We start from the raw sequence: 22,055 nt of genomic DNA on the forward strand, positions 1-22,055 counted from the left end.
TTCAGCCCTGCTCAAGACGTTGGTCCAGGCGCGTCATGGCCTGATGCAACTGATCGACGGCGGCGTCGATCAGTGCCGCATCGCCCTCGCCGCAGGCACGTTCCAGTTGTTCGCAACAATCCACCAGCGCATGCGCCCGGATCATCTGCGCCCCGCCCTTGATCCGGTGCGCCAGATCCTGCAAGCCGTGGCTATTGCCGCTGGCATGCTCGTGCAGCAGGCGTTCGCGATCGTCGCGATTGGTCGCCGCTACATCACGCAACAGTTGCAGGATCAGCTCGCTGTCGGCACCCGCGAGCTGCTGCAGCCCGCTTAAATCTATTTCGGCGCTGGGAGGCGCTTCGCTGGAAAATCTCGCGGCCAACCATCCGCTCAGGTCAATCAGTCGAATCGGTTTGAACAGGCAATCGTCCATGCCCGCTTCAATGCAGCGGATTTTTTCTTCGGGTTGTGCGTTGGCGGTGAAGCCCAGAATCACCGTCGGTTGCTCCACGCCAAACCGTTCCTCATCGCGTATCGCACCCGCCAGTTCATAACCGCTGACCACCGGCATGTTGCAGTCGGTGATGACCAGATCGAAGGCCTGTTCGCGCCATTGCTCGAACCCTTGCCGGCCGTCCTCGGCGAGCAGTACGCGGTGCCCCAGATAACTCAGCTGCCGGGAAAGCAACAACCGGTTGGCCGGATAATCGTCCACCACCAGAATCGTCAGCGGCCGGGTCTTCACCTGGGATTGGCCCGGTAACGTTGCAGTGGCGGGCAATGGGTGCAACGCCACCAGTTCAAGGGTGATGTCCAACCGGGTGCCACGTCCCAAATCGCTGTCGAGCTGCAACTGGCCGCCCATCATTTCGCACAGCGTGCGGCTGATTACCAGTCCGAGCCCGGAACCCTGACGGCCCGATTGCGGGTTGTTCCCGGCCTGCTCGAACGGGCTGAACAGTCGCCGCTGGTCAAAGGCGCTGATGCCGATGCCGCTGTCCTCGATACGCACGCTGACCGCGAGGCGTTCCGGTGACACCGGCTCGACCGACAATTTCAGGCTGACCTCTCCCTTGTCGGTGAACTTGATGGCATTGCTCAACAGATTGGACAGCACCTGCTTGAAGCGAGTGGGATCGATCAGCACGTCGCGGTCACTGTGTTCGTCCATTTCGACCCGCCACTGCAAGTTTTTCTGCCGGGCCAGGCCTTCAAAAACCCGACACACCGACACCACCAACGCCTGTAGATTGGCCCGCTCCGGCGACAACGACAGATGCCCGGACTCGATACGGGCGATGTCCAGAATGTCGCCGATCAAGGCCAGCAACTGTTGCCCTGCATTTGATGCCACCTCGATCGCCGCCCGGTCAGTCACGCCCTCATCCGCCCGTTTCAGCGCCAGCTCGAGCATGCCGATCAGGGCATTCATCGGCGTGCGGATCTCATGGCTCATGGTTGCCAAAAACGTAGTCTTGGCCCGGTTGGCGTCGTCGGCGATGTCCTTGGCTTCCTGCAATTGAGCAAGCAATTGCTGACGTTGACGGATGTGCCGACGTTGCCAGGCGATCCACGCCACGGCGAGCAAGAGCAAGGCGCCAGCAACCGCGAACGCCTGGAAAATGCTCTGTCGATGGCGCAGCCAATAGCTCTGTTCCACCATCAGGTCATTGCGCCAAGGCAATATCAACGCGTCGATTTCTTCCGGAGGAATACTCAGCAATGCCTTGTCCAGAATCGAATGCAGCTCGGTGGCATCGAGGCTGGTCGCCAGAGTACTGCGCGCGGGATCGGTGCCAACCGTACTGCTGACCTCGAGGCGATCACGGTATTGCCGGGAAATCAGGTAACGGGCGCTGATCAATGAATTGATGCTGCCTTGTGCCTTGCCTTGGGCGACCATTTCCATGGCATCCGCCGACAATGGCGCATCCACGCACCGGATCAACGGGTAGTGTTGGCGAATGAACTCGCCGCCAACATTGCCTTGGGTCAGCGCCAGGATTTTACCGGCCAGGTCATCCAGGGTCTTGGGGCTGTCCGGTCCCACGCGCGTCACCAGCACAGTCGGACTGGTCAGCATCGCCCGGGTAAACAGCAAGTCCTCCTCGCGCCTGGAACTGAGACCGATGCCGGCCAGCACGTCCACCTCACCGCTCTTGATCGCCTTCATCATCTCAGCCACTGACTGCATCGAGCGGATGTCGAATTGCAGGCCGGTGCGCAGACTGATTTTCGCCAGCACATCGACACCGATGCCGCGAAACTTGCCTTCACTGTCGATGAAGGTGATCGGCGGGATATTCTCGTTGATCGCCACACTGACGCGCGGGTGCCGGTCGAGCCAACGCTGCTCGGCCACGCTCAATTGCAATGACTGCGTGCCCGGCATGGACACCCCGCTCGCCCCCCATCGCCGCAGAATGTTCATCTGCTCATTGGCCGTTATCGCCGACAGGGCCTTGTTGACGATGCGCAGCAACGCCGGGTTGTCACGGGCCATGGCAAAGGCAAAGCGACCGGATTCCAGGGGCGAGAAGTCCGCCAGTTGTACGTTGTTCAGGTAGTTTTTGCTGATCAGGTAATGGGCGCTGATTGCATCGCCCAGATAGACATCCGCCTGCCCGAAAGCCACGGCGCCCACGGCCCCCAGCGTCGACGGAAACAGTTCGACCTGCGCCTGTGGGTAGAATTGCTGCACGTTTTGCTCAGGCAAGTAGTGATACAACATTGCCAGGCGCTTGCCGGCCAGCGTCGGGTCCAGCGTTTGCGAGGAGTCGGTGCGGGTCACCAGTACCGGTTGATCGACCGCATAGGCGCCGGACATCTGTAGCTGCGGATCTTGCGCCTCATAACTGTTGGCCGTTCCCAGCAGGTCCGCCGCCCCTTGCTTGAGCGCCCGAACCGCCTCGTCTCGCGACGCATAGCGCCGAACCTCGACCTCCACCCGCAACAGTTGCTTGAGCAGCCCGGCGTAGTCCGCGGTCATCCCTTCAAGCGCATAACCTGTGGTGGTGATATCGAAGGGAGGATAGTCCGGGGCAGAGACGGCCAGCACCAACCGACCTTTTTGCCGCAGCCAGCGAGCGTCCGCCTTCGACAGTTTGACCGTCACCCCTTCCACATAGGAGCGTCCGAGCAAAGTCAGGGTTTGCGGCTCGGCGCTGGCACTCGCCCCCCACAGGCCAAGCCCCAGCACCAACAAGCAGTGCAGACAGCGCAGGGTTTTCATTCAGATCAAATTATTGCGTCGGGCAAGATCGCGCAGGTGCACCGACGACTCCACGTTGAGTTTTTCGGTCAAACGGGTTTTGTAGGTGCTGACGGTCTTGTGGCTCAAATGCATGATTTCAGCAATGGCCTTGTTGCTGATGCCTCGGGCCAGGTGCTGGAAGATCGTCAATTCGCGGTCCGACAGGTTGTCGATCAGCTGCTTTTCGCTGCGCTGCAACGAGCTCATCGACACCGAACTCGACGGGAGACGGGTGAAATACGTGTAGCCCCCCATAACGGCATGTACCGCCTTGTGCAGATGCTGCAGATCGTTGGTCTTGGCGACGTAGGCCGAAGCACCGGCGCGCATGCAGCGATCCTGATAGAACATCGGCTCCTGGGAGGTGAAGACCACGACGCGACACGGCACTTCACCTCCCTTGATCCGGGCCAGCACGTCCAGCCCGTCAAGGGACGGTATGTTCAAATCCAGTACCACCAGTTCCGGTTTGTGCTCGCGGATCATCGGCAAGACTTCATTACCACTGGAGGCTTCGTAAATGCGCTTGTACCCCTCAAGCTTGAGGACGATTTTGACCGCGCCGCGAATCACCGGATGATCGTCCACAATCAGCACTGACTTCATGGCAACTCCCTGGGCAAACACACGACGACCGGGCAGCGACTGCCCGTGGGCAAGGCCCGAACCAAACGCAGTCGCTGCGCATAGACTCTTGCACGGAAAACCGCGTCGCACTACCTGACAGAAATGACAGTGCCGACGAACGGTAGACGAGGATCAACCAGCGCCATCAAGCGCTGGATCGACGCGAAGTCAGGCAACAGGGCATGGCTCACCCGAACTTTCTGCTGCCCGCAGGCCGGGATCGGCGGCAGATCGGTCTGTTGGCCGTCATAGATCAACACGCGGTCCAGTTGCCGGTTATCCAGGCAGAAATCCAGCAAATCCAGCTTTCCACCTGCCAGCGCAGCATTGACGACCAGCAGATCGAAAGGTTCGCAAGCGTACTCCACCAGAGTGAGCAGCTCTTCCAGGCTTTGCACCGGCGCTACCCGGAAGTAGTCGAGCTGGTTGAACAATCGCTCGATTTTCATCCGGTTAAAATGCTGTTCATCAGCAATCAGGATACGTAAGGACTTGTCGGACAACGTGGCCCCCGGGTCAGATTAACGAGGGTGCAAGGCTACGGAAGACCCGCAGTGCTTTCTGTAGGACTTTTCCTAAATGCCTCACACAACTGCCTACAATCATTGCCAGCCAAACCGTCGGATGTAGAAACCCTTCACCGCCTGAGTCAGCCCCATGTACGCCAGCAGAATCACCGGCAGGAACACGAAGTAAAGCGACGGCAGCGCCTGCAATTTGAAGTAGTGCGCCAGCGGTCCCATCGGCAGGAAAATCCCCACGGCCATGATGATCCCGGTCATCACCATCAACGGCATCGCCGCGCGGCTTTGCAGGAACGGCACCTTCGGTGTGCGGATCATGTGCACGATCAGTGTCTGGGTCAGCAGCCCGACCACGAACCAGCCGGACTGGAACAGCGTCTGGTGATCCGGGGTATTGGCGTCGAACACGTACCACATCAAGGCAAACGTGGTGATGTCGAAGATCGAGCTGATCGGTCCGAAAAACAGCATGAAGCGTCCGACGTCGCCCGGCTGCCAGCGCTGCGGTTGCTTGAGCATTTCGTCATCGACGTTATCGAACGGGATGGCGATCTGGGAAATGTCGTAGAGCAGGTTCTGCACCAGCAGGTGCATCGGCAGCATTGGCAGGAACGGGATGAACGCGCTGGCCACCAGCACCGAGAACACGTTGCCGAAGTTGGAACTGGCGGTCATCTTGATGTACTTGAGCATGTTGGCGAAGGTCCGCCGACCTTCCAGCACGCCCTCCTCCAGCACCATCAGGCTCTTTTCCAGGAGGATGATGTCGGCCGCTTCCTTGGCGATGTCCACCGCGCTGTCCACGGAAATCCCGATGTCGGCGGTGCGCAGGGCCGGCGCGTCGTTGATGCCGTCGCCCATGAAGCCAACCACATGACCGTTGCCCTTGAGCAGGCGCACGATGCGTTCCTTGTGCGACGGGGTGAGTTTGGCGAAAACGTTTGTGGTCTCCACCGCCACCGCCAGTTCGGCGTCGCTCATGCGTTCGATGTCGTTGCCCATCAGCAGGCCTTGTTGCTCCAGCCCGACTTCGCGGCAGATCTTCGCGGTCACCAGTTCGTTGTCGCCGGTCAGCACTTTCACCGCCACGCCGTGCGCTGCCAATGCCTTGAGCGCCGGCGCGGTGCTTTCTTTTGGCGGATCAAGGAATGCCACGTAACCGATCAACGTCAGGGCCTGTTCATCAGCGAGGCTATAGGTGTCGCGACCCACGATCATCGGCCGTGCCGCCACGGCGACCACCCGCAGGCCTTCGGCGTTGAACACCGCAGTGACCTGACGAATCCGTGCCAGCAGTTCTTCACTCAACACTTCATCCACCACGCCGTGACGCACGCGCGTGCACACCGCCAACACTTCTTCCACGGCACCTTTGCAGATCAACAGATGCGGTTGATCGCGCTCGGCGACCACCACCGACATGCGCCGACGGGTGAAGTCGAACGGGATTTCGTCGACTTTGCGAAACGCTGTGCCGACTTTCAATTCACGATGGATTTCCACGTGTTCGAGCACCGCCACATCCAGCAGGTTTTTCAGGCCGGTCTGGTAGTAGCTGTTGAGGTAGGCCATTTCCAGCACGTCATCGGAATCGTTGCCCCAGACGTCGACGTTGCGCGCCAGGAAAATCCTGTCCTGGGTCAGCGTGCCGGTCTTGTCTGTGCACAGCACGTCCATGGCGCCGAAGTTCTGGATGGCGTCGAGACGCTTGACGATGACCTTCTTGCGCGACAGGAATACCGCGCCCTTGGCCAGGGTCGAGGTGACGATCATCGGCAGCATTTCCGGGGTCAGGCCCACGGCAATCGACAGCGCGAACAGCAGCGCTTCGGTCCAGTCGCCCTTGGTGAAACCGTTGATGAACAGCACCAGCGGCGCCATGACGAACATGAAACGGATCAGCAGCCAACTGACTTTGTTGACCCCGGTCTGGAACGAAGTCGGAGCACGATCGGTGGCGCCAACGCGCTGGGCCAGCGCACCGAAATAAGTGCTGTTGCCGGTAGTGAGGATCACCGCCATAGCGGTGCCGGACACCACGTTGGTACCCATGAACAGGATGTTGTCCAGGTCCAGAGGATTGAGCGTGTTGCTGTCCTGCTGGCGCGGGAATTTTTCCACCGGCATCGATTCGCCGGTCATGGCCGCCTGACTGACGAACAGGTCCTTGGCACTGAGCACCCGGCAATCGGCGGGAATCATGTCGCCAGCCGACAACACGATCAGGTCGCCCGGCACCAGTTGCTTGATCGGCAACTCACGACGGCCTTCGTCGCGACGCAGCACCGTGGCGGTGTTGCTGACCATCGCCTTGAGCGCATCGGCGGCCTGGTTGGATTTGCTTTCCTGCCAGAAGCGCAGCAGGGTCGAGAGCACCACCATGGAAAAAATAACGATGGCGGCTTTCATGTCTTCGGTCAGCCAGGAAATGACCGCCAGCAGGGTCAGCAGCAAGTTGAACGGGTTCTTGTAGCAGTGCCATAGATGGGTCCACCACGCCAGCGTTTGTTCGTGCTCGACTTCATTGAGGCCGAATTGCCCGCGCAGAGCTTGGGCTTCCAGTTCGCTCAGGCCGTCGGTGTGACTGCCCAGCGTGTCCAGCAACAGGCCGGTGTCACTGCCGGCAGCACTGACCAGGGTTTGCGCCAGGGTCGGCGGCACCTCACGGCTGACCGTGGTGTCGGTGAAGTTTTCCAGCAGCGCCAGGCGACGGAAGTGTCGGGCGATGTGGCGGGTGCGCAGGAATCCGGCGAAGAATTCTTTGAGCAGGGTCAGGTTCATGGCAGTTCCCCCAGGATCAGCCGGGAAACCGTCGAGCAGGCGTGTCGGTGCGCCGCGATGACGACACAGGGTCGAACATCACGCACGGTTCAGCGTCGATGAGAAGGACGTCGGGACACGGACCGGGACCGGCCGTGATCGGGATGCCGCTGCTCGCTTTTACGGCGAGACAACGGCACAAAAAGTCTGCGCGTTATCTGGCCGAGGATGTGCCGGTTATCGAAACCGGCCGACTACTGTCACTCGAACAAGTACCCACTGTGGGTCTCCGCTATTGATTGAAAACGCGCGAAGCTTACGCCCCGGTTTTTGCAGAGTAAACGCTGTGGCGGGGAATGGCTGGGGAAATGCGGGGTTCTTCAGGGAGGGTTCAGTTTTCAAGACTTACATCGTTCTCAAGGGCCTCTTCGCGAGCAAGCCCGCTCCCACATTTGACCTGTGTTCGCAGATTAAGTGTGGGAGCGGGCTTGCTCGCGAAGGCGGCCTTATAGACGCCGAAAATCCTAGCTGGCAGTCGCCAACAACAAATCCACCACCGAACGACTGTGCCCACGGTTCTTGCCATGGTCATACAGCGACCCGGCAATTTCATCGGCGCGGATCGGCAGGATCGACAGCAGCGTATCGCTCAAGCCGTGGCTGGCCTGGCAGAAGCCCTGCATATAGATGCCGGCCTTGCAGCGTTCGTCGGTGATCAGTTTGTAGTTGCGGTCGACCTCGAAATCGCCCAGGTATTGCTCCAGTGGCGCGAGCAGTTTGCGGTGCATCTGGCGCTCGTAACCAGTGGCCAACACCACGGCGTCGTAGTGACGAACCGTCACTTCACCGGTGGCATTGTTGCGCACCGCCAGTTCGATGCCGCGCTCGGTGGCCGTGGCTTTTTCGATGGTGGTCAGGGTTCGGAACGCGTGACGGGCGATGCCCGAGACTTTCTGACGGTAGAAGATCCCGTAGATGCGTTCGATCAAATCGATGTCCACCACCGAGTAGTTGGTGTTGTGGTACTCGTTGACCAGACGCTCACGCTCGCTGCTCTCCTGCTGGAACACCAGGTCGGTGAACTCCGGCGAGAACACTTCGTTGACGAACGGGCTGTCGTCCGCAGGCTTCAACGCCGAGCCGCGCAGGATCATGTCGACCTGAACCGACGGGAAGCTGTCGTTGAGATCGATGAAGGCTTCCGCCGCACTCTGCCCGCCGCCAATAATCGCGATGCTCATCGGTTGGTTGTTCACGCACGGCTGCTTGGCCATCTGCGCCAGGTACTGCGAATGGTGGAACACCCGACCGTCATCCTTCAGCACCTTGAACGCTTCGGGAATGCGCGGCGTGCCGCCGGCGCTGACCACCACGGAACGCGCGGTGCGCACGTGTTGATGGCCGGTCGCATCACGGGAAATGACCCGCAGCGCTTCGACTTGGTGGTTATGCAGCACCGGCTCGATGGTCAGCACTTCTTCGCCGTAGCGGCTTTGCCGTTCGAACTGCGCGGCGACCCAGCGCAGGTAGTCGTTGTACTCCATGCGGCACGGATAGAAAGTGCCCAGGTTGATGAAGTCCACCAGACGGCCGTGGGCCTTGAGGTAATTGACGAACGAATACGGGCTGGTCGGGTTGCGCAGGGTCACCAGGTCCTTGAGGAAGGAAATCTGCAACTCGCTCTGGGTCGACAGGGTGTTGCCGTGCCAGCTGTAGTTGGCCTGCTTGTCGAGAAACAGTACATCCAGTTCGCCCTGGATCGGCCCGCGCTCTTGCAGAGCGATGGCCAGCGCCAGGTTCGAAGGGCCGAAACCGACGCCGATCAGGTCGTGAACGATGGGCGATGCAATTGCCTGTGTCATTTCCAGTGTCCTCTGGATGAACCCCTCAACAATGGGGCAAGGAGAGCCTAAGTGACCTGACCGGCCTTGAGCAGGACAGTAGGTCGTCTGTTGAGTAGGAACGAGGACAGTGAAATAAAATTTAACAAGAAGGGATCAAAGGAGGATCAATGCGCATCCCATTGCCGCACGCGCACCCGGCAATGCTTCATCGCGTTGACGATGTGTTTCTCGACCAGCGCCTTGGAAATGCCCAGGCGTTCAGCGATCTCCGGGTGCGACAGGCCTTCGATCTTGCGCAGCAGGAAACTCTCGCGGCACAGCCTTGGCAATTCCGCTAACGCACGCTGGAGCATGTCCAGGCGCTGACCATGATCGAGGCTGCTGAAAGGCGACGGGCAGAAATAGCGCTCTTCATTATCGAGCACGTCCAGCGACTCGACCTGACGCAAGGCATTGCGCCGGTGATCGTCGATCACCAGGTTCAGTGCCGTGCGATAAAGGAATGCCCGGGGCTGCTCGATCGGCGTCTCGCTGGAACGCTCCAGCACTCGCAGATAAGCGTCATGCACCACATCTTCGGCGACCTGACGGTTGCCGAGCTTGGCGTTCAGGAAACACACCAGCTCTCGATAGTAGTTTTCCAACATGACTCCGGCACGGGTGCGGTTTCTGTCCTTGAACCAGCTAATCGACCATAAAAACGGGCAATGGCACGATAGTGGCAGTTTGAGCTGCGTAATTTATAGTAATTCTCATATAGATTTAAAGTACTGCTTTGTGTTGCCCGACAAATAGTCATGGTCTACACGTGTAACCCCATATGTCCGGGCCTAAATTCCCCGGGTCTTTCAACGTATAAAGGACAGCTCCCCGTCTTCCCGCCGCTGAACGACGGGCCGAAATCCTTTGGCCGGAACACTGCATGAAACGTCCCCGTCACACCCGACGCGCCCTGCTTGTCGCACTCTGCCTGATCCCCGTCATCGCCGTCGCTGCCTGGAAAATCATCCCGCCCGGCCGTGATCAGTTCGCAACCGTGCAAGTCACCCGCGCCGACATCGAAAGCAGTGTCACGGCATTGGGCACCCTGCAACCGCGTCGCTATGTCGACGTCGGCGCCCAGGCGTCCGGGCAAATCCACAAGATCCATGTGGAAGTCGGCGACGTGGTCAAGGAAGGCCAGTTGCTGGTGGAAATCGATCCGTCCACGCAACAGGCCAAACTCGACGCCGGGCGTTTCTCCATCGAAAACCTCCAGGCGCAGCTGCAAGAGCAAAAGGCACTGCATGAACTGGCCCGGCAGAAATTCCAGCGTCAACAGAACCTCAAGGCCGGCGGCGCCACCCGAGAAGAGGACGTGCAAACCGCCCAGGCCGAATTGCGCGCCACCCAGGCGCGGATCGACATGTTCCAGGCACAGATTCGCCAGGCTCAGGCCAGCCTGCGCAGCGATCAGGCCGAACTCGGTTACACACGCATTTACGCGCCGATGTCCGGCACCGTGGTCGCACTCGATGCCCGTGAGGGCCAAACGCTCAACGCCCAGCAGCAGACACCACTGATTCTGCGCATCGCCAAACTGTCGCCGATGACCGTCTGGGCGGAAGTCTCGGAAGCCGACATCGGCCACGTCAAACCCGGCATGACCGCCTGGTTCACCACCCTCAGCGGCGGCACCCGACGCTGGAAAAGCACCGTGCGGCAGATTCTGCCCGTGCCGCCAAAACCTCTGGACCAGACCAGCCAGGGCGGCGGCAGCCCCGCCAGTTCGAGCAAAAGCGGCAGCGCTCGCGTGGTGCTGTACACCGTGTTGCTCGACGTCGACAACGCCGACAACGCGCTGATGGCGGAAATGACCACCCAGGTATTTTTCGTCGCCGATCAGGCGCAGAACGTACTGACCGCGCCGATTGCCGCCCTGCAGGCCGGAACACAAGCCGATACCCAGACCGCGCAAGTGGTCGCCAAGAATGGCAGCATCGAACAACGCAACGTGCGCACCGGCATCAGCGATCGCTTGCGGGTGCAGATCCTTGACGGCTTGCAGGAAGGCGATCACCTGTTGATCGGCCCGGCTGACGGGAGCGGCGGTTGAATGCAAACGCCCCTGATCGAACTGCAGGACATCCGCAAAGCCTACGGCGGTGGCGACGCGCCTGAAGTTCACGTGTTGCGCGGCATCGACCTGTCGATCCATGCCGGGGAATTCGTGGCGATTGTCGGTGCCTCCGGTTCCGGCAAGTCGACGCTGATGAACATCCTCGGCTGCCTCGACCGCCCGACCTCCGGCGAGTACCGCTTCGCCGGGGAAAACGTCGCGGCGCTGGACAGCGACGAACTGGCCTGGCTGCGTCGCGAAGCCTTCGGATTCGTGTTCCAGGGTTACCACCTGATTCCGTCGGGCTCGGCCCAGGAAAACGTCGAGATGCCGGCGATCTACGCAGGCTTGCCGGCCGCCGAGCGCCACGCCCGCGCCGCCGCCCTGCTCGACCGCCTCGGCCTGGCCTCGCGCACCGGTAACCGTCCGCACCAACTTTCGGGCGGGCAGCAGCAACGGGTGTCCATCGCCCGCGCCTTGATGAACGGCGGCCACATCATCCTCGCCGACGAACCCACCGGCGCCCTCGACAGCCACAGCGGCAAGGAAGTCATGGCGCTGCTCGACGAGCTGGCGAGCCAGGGCCACGTGGTCATCCTGATCACCCACGACCGCGAAGTGGCGGCGCGGGCCAAACGCATCATCGAAATCAGCGACGGTTTGATCATCAGCGACAGCGCCCAAGACAACCCCGCCGCGCAACACTCCGCCACCCCCGGCGCCCTGCAAGCCGTCGATTTACGCAAACGCCTGAGCGAAGGCGCGGAAGCTACCGGCGCCTGGAAAGGCGAACTGGTCGACGCCGTGCAAGCCGCCTGGCGGGTGATGTGGATCAACAAGTTCCGCACCGCGCTGACCCTGCTCGGGATCATCATCGGCGTGGCTTCGGTGGTGGTGATGCTGGCCGTCGGCGAAGGCAGCAAGCGCCAGGTCATGGCGCAGATGGGCGCGTTCGGCTCCAACATCATTTACCTCAGCGGCTCGGCGCCCAACCCGCGCACACCGCTGGGCATCATCACCCTCGACGAGGTCAGGGCCGTGGCGAGCCTGCCGCAAGTGATGCGGATCATGCCGGTCAACGGCCAGGAAGCCGGGGTGCGCTTCGGCAACCTCGACCACTTGAGCTACGTCGGCGGCAACGACACCAACTTCCCGGCGATCTTCAACTGGCCCGTGGTCGAAGGCAGCTACTTCACCGAGGCCGATGAACAGAATGCGGCAGCGGTGGCCGTGATCGGTCACAAGGTCCGGACCAAATTGCTCAAGGACGTGGCCAACCCCATCGGCCAGTACATCCTGATCGAGAACGTGCCGTTTCAGGTGGTCGGCGTGCTGGCGGAAAAAGGCGCCAGCTCCGGCGACTCCGACAGCGACGACCGCATCGCCATCCCCTACTCCGCCGCCAGCGTGCGCTTGTTCGGCACGCACAATCCGGAGTACATCGCGATTGCCGCCGCCGATGCGCGCAAGGTCAAGGAGACGGAGCACGCCATCGAACAACTGATGCTGCGCCTGCACAACGGCAAGAAGGATTTCGAGCTGACCAACAACGCGGCGATGATCCAGGCCGAGGCGCGCACGCAAAATACCCTGTCGCTGATGCTCGGTTCGATCGCGGCGATTTCGCTGTTGGTGGGCGGCATCGGCGTGATGAACATCATGCTGATGACCGTGCGCGAGCGTACCCGCGAGATCGGTATCCGCATGGCCACTGGCGCCCGGCAACGGGACATCCTGCGCCAGTTCCTCACTGAAGCAGTGATGCTCTCGGTGGTCGGCGGGCTCGCCGGGATTGCCCTGGCATTGATCGTCGGCGGCGTGCTGATTCTCAGCGAAGTCGCAGTGGCGTTCTCCCTGATAGCGGTACTCGGCGCCTTCGGCTGCGCCCTGGTCACCGGTGTTGTCTTCGGCTTCATGCCGGCCCGCAAAGCTGCCCGACTCGACCCGGTCACGGCCCTTACCAGTGAATGATCGATTTATGAAGCCGCAACTCAGCCTGTTGACCATGTGCCTGCTGCTCAGCGCCTGCGGCAGTCCTGCCCAGCGTCCGGACAGCGGCATTGCGCCGCCCGCCGCCTGGCAATCGCCGCACATCGCCGGCTCCACCCGCGACAACCAGCAATGGTGGAACCGCTTTGGCAGCCCGCAACTGGGGCGCCTGATCGAACAGGCCCGGGTCGGCAGTTACGACCTGGCCGCCGCCATCGCCCGAGTGCGTCAGGCGCAGGCTGAAACGGTGGTCGCCGGCGGTTCACAGTTGCCCGAGGTCAAGGCCGGCGCCAACGCCAACCGCCAGAAACTGCTGCGCGGCAACGGCTACAGCCAACTGGATGCCGACAGCGACAACAGTGCTGTGGATTACTTCAACGCCAATCTGACGGCCAGTTACGAGATCGATTTCTGGGGTGGCCAGCGCGCCTCCCGCGACAGCGCGCAATTCGCCCTGCGCGCCAGCGAGTTCGATCAGGCGACGGTTGAGCTGACGTTGCTCAGCGGCGTGGCTAACGGCTACGCACAAACCCTGTCGTTGCAGGAACAGAGCCGCATTGCCGAGTTGAATCTGGCCAATGCGCAGAACGTTTTGAAGCTGGTGCAGACCCGTTTCGATTCAGGTTCGGCGACCGCGCTGGAACTGGCCCAGCAAAAAAGCCTGGTGGCAGCGCAGCAACGGCAATTGCCGCTGGTACAGCAACAGGCCACGGACGCGCAGATCAGCCTCGCCGCCCTGCTCGGTCGTCCGGTGCAGGAGTTGTCCCTCGGCCAGGAACGCTTTGATCAATTGTCATGGCCCGTCATCGATGCCGGCGTGCCCAGCCAATTGCTCAGCCGTCGCCCGGACATCGCCCGGGCCGAAGCGCAGCTGTCCGCGGCCCAGGCCGACGTCACCGTGGCCCGCGCCGCGATGTTGCCGACCGTCACCCTCAGCGCGGAAATCGGCTCCGGCGCCGACCGCGCGGGCGACATTCTGCGCAGCCCCTTCTACAACCTCACTGCCGGATTGCTCGCGCCTGTGTTCAACAACGGCCGCCTGGGCGCCGAACGCGACAAGGCCACAGCCCGCCAGGAAGAACTGCTGGAAAGCTATCGTGGGGCGATCATCAATGGTTTCGCCGACGTCGAGAAGGCCCTCAACAGCATTCGCGGACTGGACGAGCAACGGCAGTGGCAAAGCGAAGAACTGAACCAGGCGCAAACCGCGTTCAACATTGCGCAAAGCCGCTATGAAGCCGGCGCCGAGGATTTGCTCACGGTGCTGGAGACCCAGCGCACGCTGTATGCGGCGCAGGATTTGAATGTACAGCTGCGGTTGTCGCGGATGCAGGCGAGCATTGCGTTGTACAAGGCGCTTGGGGGTGGGTGGCAGGTTTTGTAATTGCTGCGTTCTTTCGACCGCCTTCGCGAGCAAGCCCGCTCCCACATTTGACCGTTTTTCCTCAGTTGGAATGCAGCCAAATGTGCGGACTTGCTCGCGAAGAACGATAACGCGGTGCTCAGGCCTGACTCTGCTTGGCCTTCAAATGCCGCGCATACCACGGTCGTTGCGGCACCTTGCGGAACAGGTCCGCGAGTTTCTTTTCGTCCTCACCAAAGGTAATCCGCAGCGCCAGCTTCATGGTTTCCGGATCCATTTCCACCGACTTGCCGGCCTGCAACCCCGGCGTGGTGCTGCAACCATGAGTGCTCGGGCCGAGCCACGGGTCGGCGATCTCGACCCAGCGCCCCGGCGCAAACCACGGCACGCCATTGACCTGCAATCGACTGACCTCACCCGGATGGAAGCGCTCATGGGCGCGGAACCAGTCTTCCAGCCGATCATCGATCCAGCCATGGAAATGCCAGAACACCGGATTTACATGGGAAGAAAACGGATCACCCAGGAAATCGTTTTCCGGCGCATACCACCGCGCGGAAAAATCCGCCGGATCGCGAGCGAACGGCACCGGCTGACCATTGGACGGATCACGCGGCACCGAAGCCCAGCGCATGTGCAGCCAGTCGTGCAAGCCCAGCTCCACCTCGGAACCAAACTGCCCCAACGTCAGCTTCGACAGATAACGCGGATCGCGGTACTGCGATTCCCAGACCTGGAAATTGCTGTGATACGTCTCATTGGTCTTGATGTCGCTGACCCACTGCGAGTACTCGTCATCGTCCTCGGCCAGCCAGGTCGGCGGCAGCGCGGTGGCGTCGTGGTTGTCGAAATAGTTGGCGAAGCCGATGCGGTCCCGGGCCAGTTCAGGCTGCGGCAGCGGAAAATGCGTCCACGATGGCAAATCCTGTAGCGAGCGCGCCGTACCGAGCATGTGCCGGTGCATGAAGAAAAAATCCACGCCCGAGCCATTGCGATCCTTGCGCTTGCCCCTGGCATCGCGCTCCAGGTCCCGCGGGCCCGGTTGCCAGCCGATACCGCGCAAGGCATTGCGCTTGTCTTCGGGCAAGGTGTGCCACTTGTCCCGGGACGCATGCCAGAGCTGATGGAACAGGCGATGTTCCTGGGACGTCAGCCACGCCAACAGCGGCGGATTCAGGCCGGTGCGCTCGCGGGCTTCGGGGAAGACTTTCTTCACAGCGACGAAACGATTGTCCTGCGCCGTCAGCATCAAGGGCCGATCCAGATCCAGCACGCGACCGCTCAAAGAGCCGCTGCCGGCATTGCCGAAACCAGCCCAGACTTCGTCCAGCGCCATGCTGAATTCGTAGTCACAGCTGCCATTGGCACTGACCAGTCGCCAACTCAACTGCGCCGGTTTGACGCCGGCCAGATCGCCGAGCACCCGGTAACGAGGCTGTTCGCCGGAACGCAAACGTTCGGCGGTGTCGAGAAAACCGATCAGGCCACGACCTTTGTGCCCGATGTCGAGAAACACTTCCAGACCGTCCCGTGGCAAGCCTTCAAGCCCCGCGTCACGGCCTTCGAAACGAATCTGCCAGACACCGCGCAGCGTATCCGCCAGGCGTTGGCCGGCGACATCCGCCACATCGAATGAAGCTTCGCCCGGCGTGATCGTCGGATCCGGTTTCGTCCATTCGCGATGCCCATAAAAAGCCGCAGGCACGGCAGCGCTGGTCAGCGCCAGGCCCGCCATGAACCATCGTCGAGAAATCGTCATTGCCCTACCTGTGTCAGCCATGAAGCAGGCTTTATCCAAGCTAGAACGTTTGTTGCCCCCATAAATTTAAAAGCTTCGCGAGCAAGCCCGCTCCCACATTTGATTTGTGTTCACCTCGTTCCAATGTGGGAGCGGGCTTGCTCGCGAAGAGGCCGGCACAAACATCTAAATTTCCGGATCAGCCACTCGTTCCTCCCAGATAGCAAAGCCCCCTGCGGCGAACCTGACTGAGACGGCAATGACAAAACCACGTTCGAAAAAGGCTCTTTTCATCGGCCTGCCGCTGGCCCTGGCGATCAGCGCCGGTGCCGGCTTCGCGGCCTGGGATTACTGGTTCAAGGACAATCCCGGCTACCCGGTCAAGGTGATGAAACAGGCCGATGAACTGCATGAGCGCCTTCTCTCGTTCGACAGTCACATCACCGTGCCGATGGATTTCGGCACCGCCGGCAACGAAGCCGACAAGGACGGTAGCGGCCAGTTCGACCTGGTGAAAACCGGACGCGGTCGCCTGTCCGGCGCGGCACTGACCATCTTCGGCTGGCCGGAAATCTGGAACGGTCCCAACGCGCCGCATCGCCCTACCGCCGGTTTCATCGAAGAGGCGCGGTTCGAGCAGGAAACCCGCTACAAAATCATCAGCACGATGGTGCGCGACTATCCCAATCAGGTCGCCATCGCCTACACCCCCGACGATTTCCGCCGCCTGCATGGCGAAGGCAAGTTCGCGATTTTCATGAGCATGCTCAACGCCTACCCGCTGGGCACCGACCTCAACGCCCTGGACAAGTGGGCCGCACGCGGCATGCGCATGTTCGGCTTCAGTTATGTGGGCAACAACGCCTGGGCCGACTCGTCGCGGCCGCTGCCGTTCTTCAATGATTCGCGCGACGCCCTCGGCGGGCTTTCGGACATCGGCAAACAAGCCGTGCACCGCCTCAATGATCTGGGCGTGATCATTGATGTGTCGCAGATGTCGACCAAGGCCCTGGAGCAAGTCGCGCGTTTGAGCCGCACGCCGATGGTTGCATCGCACTCGGCGCCGCGAGGACTGGTGGACATTCCGCGCAACTTGAGCGACCACGAAATGCAGTTGATCAAGGACAGCGGCGGCGTGGTGCAGATTGTCGGTTTCCCGACCTACATCCGCCCGCTGAGCCAGGCCACCCAGGACAAACTCAACGCCCTGCGTGCTCGCTTCGACCTGCAACCGCTGCAAGGCCTGGAGATGGCGTTGATGCCGGGCGACCCGATCATCACCGTGTGGTCCGAGCAACGTTTCGGCGAGTACGCCAGCCAGCTCTACGCCATCGTCGACGAAGAACCCAAGGCCACCCTCAAGGATTACGGCGACGCGATTGACTACGCGGTGAAGAAAATCGGCATCGATCATGTCGGCATCAGCTCCGACTTCAACGACGGCGGCGGCCTCGATGGCTGGAAGGACGTCAGCGAGGCGCGCAACGTGACCGCCGAACTGATCAGTCGTGGTTACAGCGAGGCCGACATCGGCAAGCTCTGGGGCGGCAATTTCCTGCGGGTCTGGGATCAGGTGGAAAAATCCTCCAAACCCGTCGCCAAAAACTGATGCCACTTTTGCCAAGCGAAGCCGAAGCCATGACCAACCGTCGTTCATTCCTCAAGCAGGCCGGTATTCTGGCCGCCGGCCTGCCGTTGACTGCCGGTGTGAGCCTGCCGGCGCTGGCCGGCAATCTGCAACAGCAGCCGCAACAGCAGCCGCAACCGCTGCCCAAAGGCAAATGGGCGCAATTGCGCCAGTTGTTCAATCAGGACCCGGACTACCTGCACTTCGCCAACTTTCTGGTGACCTCGCACCCGACACCGGTGCGCAATGCGATTGACATGCACCGCGCCAACATCGACCGCAACCCCGGCCGCGCCATGGACTGGGACCTGCAGGAAACCGAGAAACGCGAGCACAACGTGCGGGTCTGGGCCGGCCGTTACCTCAACGCCAAGCCTGAGCAGGTCGCGCTGACAGGCAGCACCACCGAAGGTCTGGCAATGATTTACGGTGGCATTCATGTGCGCCCGGATCAGGAAATCCTGGTCAGCGAACACGAGCATTACTCCACCAACTACACCCTGGAATTCCGTCAGCAACGCCAGGGCACCAAGGTGCGCAAACTCAAGTTGTTCGAGAACAGCCACGATATTTCCGTGGACGAAGTGCTGGACTCGATCAGCAAAGGCATCCGCCCCGAAACCCGCGTGCTGGGCATGACCTGGGTGCAATCGGGCAGCGGCGTGAAACTGCCGATTGGTGAAATCGGCAAACTTGTCGAAGAGCTGAACCGTCAGCGCGACGAGAAGGATCGCATCCTGTACGTGGTCGACGGCGTGCACGGTTTTGGCGTGGAGAACCTCGATTTCCCCGACATGCACTGCGATTTCTTCATCGCCGGCACCCACAAATGGATGTTCGGTCCTCGCGGCACCGGGATCATTTGCGCCCGCTCCGCCGAGGTCAAGGACGTCACGCCGATCATTCCGACCTTCAGCGAATCCACCGACTTCGCGACCATCATGACCCCCGGCGGCTATCACAGTTTCGAGCATCGCTGGGCGGCAGACGAAGCGTTCAAGTTGCACCTCGACCTGGGCAAGGCCGAGGTCCAGGCACGCATCCACGCACTCAACACCTACGCCAAGAATCGTCTGCTGGAGCAGCCACGGATCGAACTGGTCACGCCGCAAAGTCCGCAGCTGTCCGCCGGTTTCACCTTCTTCCGGATCAAGGATATGGACTGCGAAAAAATCGCCAGCGGGTTGATGCAGAACCGCGTGGTCTGTGACTCGGTCGACCGCGACGTCGGCCCCGTGATCCGTATCGCCCCCGGCCTGCTCAACAGCGAAAACGAAATCGACCGCTTCATGGCCCTGCTCAACAAAACCGCCTGACACAACCCCTGTGGGAGCGGGCTTGCTCCCGAATGCGGACTGCCAGACAGCATTAAGTTGACTGAGTCACCGCTTTCGCGAGCAAGCCCGCTCCCACAGGGGGCCTGCACAAGGCTGGCATCTCCCCGTTTTTTCTTTATCGAGATAACTCATGAACAGTGATCTGCTGTCTCACTTCAAGGCCCTCGCCCTGACCGCACTGATGGCCGGCCTGCTGCCGACTGCGGCTCAAGCCGCCACGCCCCCGCCACCGGGCAAGGTATTCAAAGACTGCAAGAACTGCCCGGAAATGGTGGTTCTGCCTGCCGGCACCTTCACCATGGGCACCCCTGACGACGAAGTCGGCCGCGAGCCCGATGAAGGGCCGATGCATGACGTGACGTTCGCCAAGCCGTTCGCCATGAGCCGCTTCCAGATCACCGCCGGTGAGTGGGACAGCTACGTGAAAGAGAGCGGCGCGACCATCGCCAACGGCGATACCCGCCCCGGTCGCGAATGCATCGCCAGCAAGCCGCGTTATCCACAGAGCCCACGCCAGCCGGCGGTGTGCATGAACTTCGACGACGTTAAAAACTACGTTGCCTGGTTGTCGAAAAAAACCGGGCAGAAGTACAGCATGGTCAGCGAAGCCCAACGCGAATACGCCGCACGCGGCGGCACCAAGGGCCCGTTCCCCTTCCCGTTCGATGAAGGCAAGGAATACAGCATCGCCAAGCACGCCAACACCTATGGCCCGGCGGACGGCTACAGCTACAGCTCGCCGGTAGGCAGCTACCCGCCCAACGCCTTTGGCATGTACGACATGCACGGCAACGTCTACGAATGGGTCGAAGACTGCGAACACCCGAACTACGTCGGCGCCCCCACCGACGGCAGCGCCTGGCTGGAACCCAACTGCGAAGCCGTGCGCATCCGCGGCAACGACTGGGGTGAAGCGCCGGTGTTCTCCCGCTCCGGCAACCGCAACAGCCAGTACCCGCAGGAACGTGGGGACTGGATGGGCTTTCGGTTAGTGCGCGACCTCTAAGCCACACCACACCCCCTGTAGGAGCCGAGCTTGCTCGCGATGGCGGTATTCCTGTCGAAAGAGATGTCGACTGGCAGTCCGCTATCGCGAGCAAGCTCGGCTCCTACAGGGGTATGTGTGCTGTCAGCCGCCATCAGTCGGCACCTCTCTAAATTAACCCCTCGACCAGACGTTCTACTGGGTATCTGCCTTCCGACCCAAGGAACTGTCTTCCATGACCCAGCCCACCCGAGGCGCCATCGGCGAATTGTTCGCCCTGCTCAAACCCTTTCGACTGATCGTCGCCGCGTCCATTTTCCTGGGCATGGTCGGCGGCCTGAGCGTCACGGTGCTGCTGGCGACCATCAACAACGCTTTGCATTCGGACAGCGGTCTGACCCAGGGCGTGGTCGCGCTGTTCGCCGGCCTGTGCCTGCTGGCGCTGGCCAGTTCGATCTGCTCCGACATCGGCACCAACTACGTCGGCCAGCACATCATCGCCAAGCTGCGTAAACAGCTGGGGGAAAAAGTCCTGTCGGCGCCGATCGAACAGATCGAGCGCTACCGCAGCCATCGGCTGATCCCGGTGCTGACCCACGACGTCGACACCATCAGCGACTTCGCCTTCGCCTTCGCGCCGCTGGCGATTTCCGTCACCGTGACCCTGGGTTGCATGGGCTACCTGGCGATTCTGTCGTGGCCGATGTTCCTGATCATGGTCGCCGCGATCCTGATCGGCACCGCGATCCAGGCCTACGCCCAGAGTAAGGGCGTGCAAGGTTTCATGGCCGCCCGTGACGCCGAAGACGAACTGCAAAAGCACTACAACGCAATCGCCGAAGGCGCCAAGGAACTGCGCATTCACCGCCCACGTCGCCAGCGCATGTTCACCTCGGGCATCAAGGGCACTGCCGAATTCATCTGCAACACCCAGGTGCGCTCGATCAACACCTTCGTCATCGCCAAGACCTTCGGCTCGATGCTGTTCTTCGTGGTCATCGGCCTGGCGTTGGCCCTGCAAACCTTCTGGCCGAGCGCCGACAAAACCGTGATGAGCGGCTTCGTGCTGGTGCTGCTGTACATGAAAGGCCCGCTGGAACACTTGATCAGCACCCTGCCGATTGTCAGCCGCGCGCAGATCGCCTTCCGCCGCATCGCCGAATTGTCCGAGCAATTTTCCACCCCGGAAGCGCATCTGCTGCACAATGATCAGGGCGACGTCAAACCGGCTGTGCATGAACTGCAACTGGCCGACGTGCACTACGCCTTCCCGTCCGTCGACGGCGCCGCGCCGTTTCAATTGGGGCCGGTGAACCTGACGATCAAACAGGGCGATATCACTTTCATCGTCGGCGAGAACGGCTGCGGCAAGACCACGCTGATCAAGTTGCTGCTGGGCCTGTACACCCCGCAACAGGGGCAGATCCGTGTTAACGGCGAAGCCATCGACGCGCAGAACCGCGACGACTATCGCCAGTTGTTCACTACCATCTTCGCCGACTACTACCTGTTCGACGACGTGGTCCAGGGCGATACGCACATCCCGGAAGACGCCAACAAATACCTGCAACGCCTGGAGATCGCACACAAGGTCAGCGTCAAGGACGGCAATTTCACCACCACCGACCTCTCCACCGGCCAGCGCAAACGCCTGGCGCTGGTCAACGCGTGGCTGGAAGAACGCCCGGTGCTGGTGTTCGACGAATGGGCCGCCGACCAGGACCCGACCTTCCGCCGGATTTTCTACACCGAGCTGCTGCCGGACCTGAAACGCCTGGGCAAGACCATCATCGTGATCTCCCACGACGACCGTTACTTCGATGTCGCCGACCAACTGGTGCGCATGGAAAGCGGCCGGGTCGTCACCGAGCTGATGCCGGCCTGAACCCCAATGACATTTTTTTCACATTTCTTTTCCGGTTTCGCAT

The 22,055-nt window shown here is 61.2% G+C and carries 14 protein-coding genes; 7 read left to right on the top strand and 7 right to left on the bottom strand.

What is annotated here, in order from left to right; all coding sequences use genetic code 11:
* Window position 1 precedes the first annotated feature (1 nt).
* The 6 genes from V6Z53_RS23885 to V6Z53_RS23910 form a co-directional block, all read right to left on the bottom strand.
* The gene (locus V6Z53_RS23885) at window positions 2–3,214 is read right to left on the bottom strand and encodes a transporter substrate-binding domain-containing protein (protein WP_338582101.1); all 3,213 of its coding nucleotides are present in this window, start codon (window positions 3,212–3,214) and stop codon (window positions 2–4) included.
* Window positions 3,215–3,841 carry a response regulator transcription factor gene (locus V6Z53_RS23890; protein WP_338582102.1) on the bottom strand — a complete coding sequence of 209 codons (627 nt, stop codon included), beginning with the start codon at window positions 3,839–3,841 and terminating at the stop codon, window positions 3,215–3,217. It abuts the gene before it with no gap.
* 110 nt (window positions 3,842–3,951) lie between these two features.
* The gene (locus V6Z53_RS23895) at window positions 3,952–4,365 is read right to left on the bottom strand and encodes a response regulator (RefSeq protein ID WP_338582103.1); all 414 of its coding nucleotides are present in this window, start codon (window positions 4,363–4,365) and stop codon (window positions 3,952–3,954) included.
* A gap of 99 nt (window positions 4,366–4,464) precedes the next feature.
* Window positions 4,465–7,167, bottom strand: a complete 2,703-nt coding sequence (mgtA, locus tag V6Z53_RS23900) for a magnesium-translocating P-type ATPase (RefSeq protein WP_338582104.1) — start codon at window positions 7,165–7,167, stop codon at window positions 4,465–4,467.
* A gap of 503 nt (window positions 7,168–7,670) precedes the next feature.
* Window positions 7,671–9,008 (bottom strand): SidA/IucD/PvdA family monooxygenase, encoded by a 1,338-nt coding sequence (locus V6Z53_RS23905; protein ID WP_338582105.1) that lies wholly within the window; start codon window positions 9,006–9,008, stop codon window positions 7,671–7,673.
* Between the two features lie 146 nt (window positions 9,009–9,154).
* Complete coding sequence (locus V6Z53_RS23910) at window positions 9,155–9,637, bottom strand: sigma-70 family RNA polymerase sigma factor (protein WP_338582106.1); 483 nt, start codon at window positions 9,635–9,637, stop codon at window positions 9,155–9,157.
* Window positions 9,638–9,912: 275 nt separating this feature from the next.
* On the opposite strand from V6Z53_RS23910, the gene V6Z53_RS23915 reads away from it, so the two are divergent.
* The 3 genes from V6Z53_RS23915 to V6Z53_RS23925 are packed head-to-tail and all read left to right on the top strand — an operon-like array spanning window position 9,913 to window position 14,461.
* Window positions 9,913–11,085: an efflux RND transporter periplasmic adaptor subunit gene (locus V6Z53_RS23915; protein WP_338582107.1), complete on the top strand. Its 1,173-nt coding sequence runs from the start codon at window positions 9,913–9,915 to the stop codon at window positions 11,083–11,085.
* Window positions 11,086–13,059: a MacB family efflux pump subunit gene (locus V6Z53_RS23920; protein ID WP_338582108.1), complete on the top strand. Its 1,974-nt coding sequence runs from the start codon at window positions 11,086–11,088 to the stop codon at window positions 13,057–13,059.
* A 7-nt stretch (window positions 13,060–13,066) separates the two neighbouring features.
* Window positions 13,067–14,461, top strand: a complete 1,395-nt coding sequence (locus V6Z53_RS23925; protein ID WP_338582109.1) for an efflux transporter outer membrane subunit — start codon at window positions 13,067–13,069, stop codon at window positions 14,459–14,461.
* A 118-nt stretch (window positions 14,462–14,579) separates the two neighbouring features.
* Here V6Z53_RS23925 and V6Z53_RS23930 read toward each other — a convergent pair whose 3' ends face one another.
* Entirely contained in the window at window positions 14,580–16,199 is a 1,620-nt protein-coding gene (locus tag V6Z53_RS23930; RefSeq protein WP_338582110.1) for a PvdJ/PvdD/PvdP-like protein, read from the bottom strand.
* A gap of 238 nt (window positions 16,200–16,437) precedes the next feature.
* On the opposite strand from V6Z53_RS23930, the gene pvdM reads away from it, so the two are divergent.
* The 4 genes from pvdM to V6Z53_RS23950 all read left to right on the top strand — a co-directional run bounded on the left by pvdM (window position 16,438) and on the right by V6Z53_RS23950 (window position 22,012).
* Window positions 16,438–17,787, top strand: coding sequence for a pyoverdine-tailoring dipeptidase-like protein PvdM (gene pvdM, locus V6Z53_RS23935; protein ID WP_338582111.1), 1,350 nt, complete (start codon window positions 16,438–16,440; stop codon window positions 17,785–17,787).
* A gap of 29 nt (window positions 17,788–17,816) precedes the next feature.
* Window positions 17,817–19,121 carry an aminotransferase class V-fold PLP-dependent enzyme gene (locus tag V6Z53_RS23940; RefSeq protein ID WP_338582112.1) on the top strand — a complete coding sequence of 435 codons (1,305 nt, stop codon included), beginning with the start codon at window positions 17,817–17,819 and terminating at the stop codon, window positions 19,119–19,121.
* A 151-nt stretch (window positions 19,122–19,272) separates the two neighbouring features.
* Window positions 19,273–20,148, top strand: a complete 876-nt coding sequence (locus tag V6Z53_RS23945; protein WP_338582113.1) for a formylglycine-generating enzyme family protein — start codon at window positions 19,273–19,275, stop codon at window positions 20,146–20,148.
* A gap of 214 nt (window positions 20,149–20,362) precedes the next feature.
* Window positions 20,363–22,012 carry a cyclic peptide export ABC transporter gene (locus V6Z53_RS23950; protein ID WP_338582114.1) on the top strand — a complete coding sequence of 550 codons (1,650 nt, stop codon included), beginning with the start codon at window positions 20,363–20,365 and terminating at the stop codon, window positions 22,010–22,012.
* Window positions 22,013–22,055 lie beyond the last annotated feature (43 nt).

The sequence above is a fragment of the Pseudomonas sp. MAG733B genome, assembly GCF_036884845.1.
Taxonomy (GTDB): Bacteria; Pseudomonadota; Gammaproteobacteria; order Pseudomonadales; family Pseudomonadaceae; genus Aquipseudomonas.

Bases quoted from the DNA above. Each gene is read 5' to 3' on its own strand.
- V6Z53_RS23885 (WP_338582101.1), bottom strand. From the start codon at position 3,214: ATGAAAACCCTGCGCTGTCTGCACTGCTTGTTGGTGCTGGGGCTTGGC.
- V6Z53_RS23890 (WP_338582102.1), bottom strand. From the start codon at position 3,841: ATGAAGTCAGTGCTGATTGTGGACGATCATCCGGTGATTCGCGGCGCG.
- mgtA (WP_338582104.1), bottom strand. From the start codon at position 7,167: ATGAACCTGACCCTGCTCAAAGAATTCTTCGCCGGATTCCTGCGCACC.
- V6Z53_RS23905 (WP_338582105.1), bottom strand. From the start codon at position 9,008: ATGACACAGGCAATTGCATCGCCCATCGTTCACGACCTGATCGGCGTC.
- V6Z53_RS23910 (WP_338582106.1), bottom strand. From the start codon at position 9,637: ATGTTGGAAAACTACTATCGAGAGCTGGTGTGTTTCCTGAACGCCAAG.
- V6Z53_RS23915 (WP_338582107.1), top strand. From the start codon at position 9,913: ATGAAACGTCCCCGTCACACCCGACGCGCCCTGCTTGTCGCACTCTGC.
- V6Z53_RS23920 (WP_338582108.1), top strand. From the start codon at position 11,086: ATGCAAACGCCCCTGATCGAACTGCAGGACATCCGCAAAGCCTACGGC.
- V6Z53_RS23925 (WP_338582109.1), top strand. From the start codon at position 13,067: ATGAAGCCGCAACTCAGCCTGTTGACCATGTGCCTGCTGCTCAGCGCC.
- V6Z53_RS23930 (WP_338582110.1), bottom strand. From the start codon at position 16,199: ATGACGATTTCTCGACGATGGTTCATGGCGGGCCTGGCGCTGACCAGC.
- pvdM (WP_338582111.1), top strand. From the start codon at position 16,438: ATGACAAAACCACGTTCGAAAAAGGCTCTTTTCATCGGCCTGCCGCTG.
- V6Z53_RS23940 (WP_338582112.1), top strand. From the start codon at position 17,817: ATGACCAACCGTCGTTCATTCCTCAAGCAGGCCGGTATTCTGGCCGCC.
- V6Z53_RS23945 (WP_338582113.1), top strand. From the start codon at position 19,273: ATGAACAGTGATCTGCTGTCTCACTTCAAGGCCCTCGCCCTGACCGCA.
- V6Z53_RS23950 (WP_338582114.1), top strand. From the start codon at position 20,363: ATGACCCAGCCCACCCGAGGCGCCATCGGCGAATTGTTCGCCCTGCTC.